This is a genomic window from Neisseria sp. P0021.S006 (assembly GCF_051956895.1).
Genome location: NZ_JBQCWZ010000675.1, coordinates 1 through 745 on the forward strand (window position 1 = coordinate 1; position 745 = coordinate 745).

At 53.3% G+C, this 745-nt stretch carries 1 protein-coding gene; it reads left to right on the top strand.

The features are described 5' to 3' along the window. On the top strand, positions 1 to 515 hold a 515-nt coding region (locus ACTHUM_RS16405; RefSeq protein ID WP_440403480.1), incomplete at its 5' end, for an exodeoxyribonuclease III. Between the last annotated feature and the right edge of the window lie 230 nt (positions 516 to 745).

The following is a 745-nucleotide window of genomic DNA, read 5'->3' on the forward strand; positions in this document are numbered from 1 at the left end:
ACCCGCAACGCCGCGTCATCGCCGCCACCATCAACGGCGTACGCGTCATCAACGTCTATTGCGTCAACGGCGAAGCCCTGGGCAGCCCAAAATTCCAATACAAAGAACAATGGTTTGCCGCATTGACCGAGTTCGTCCGCGCAGAAATGGCCGCACACCCCAAACTCGTCCTGCTCGGCGACTTCAACATCGCCCCGGCCGATGCCGACTGCTACGACCCCGAAAAATGGCACGAAAAAATCCATTGCTCCTCCATCGAAAGACAATGGTTTAAAAACCTACTCGACCTCGGCCTGACCGACAGCCTGCGCAAAATCCACCCCGAAGGCGCGTTCTACACATGGTTCGACTACCGCGGCGCCATGTTCCAACGCAAACTCGGCCTGCGCATCGACCACATTCTCAGCAGCCCCGAACTCGCCGCCACCCTTACCGACGTCACTGTCGACCTAGAAACCCGTGCCCAAGAACGCCCCAGCGACCACACACCGGTAATTGCAGAGTTTGACTGCTAACACTTTGAATTAAGAAAAAATCAGGCCGTCTGAAAACTGGATTTCAGACGGCCTTTATTCTAAAAGTTTTCAGACGACATTTGAGGTCTTCTGAAAGTTTGAAATAATGGTTTGAACGGAAAAGAACGCGTGCGTGCGTACCGCACATACACTACACGTCGGTTTTAAATTTTGTGCCACCTGCAAGTAGAGTATGGCGCAACCACGCAACGTGGTTGGTGGAGATACAG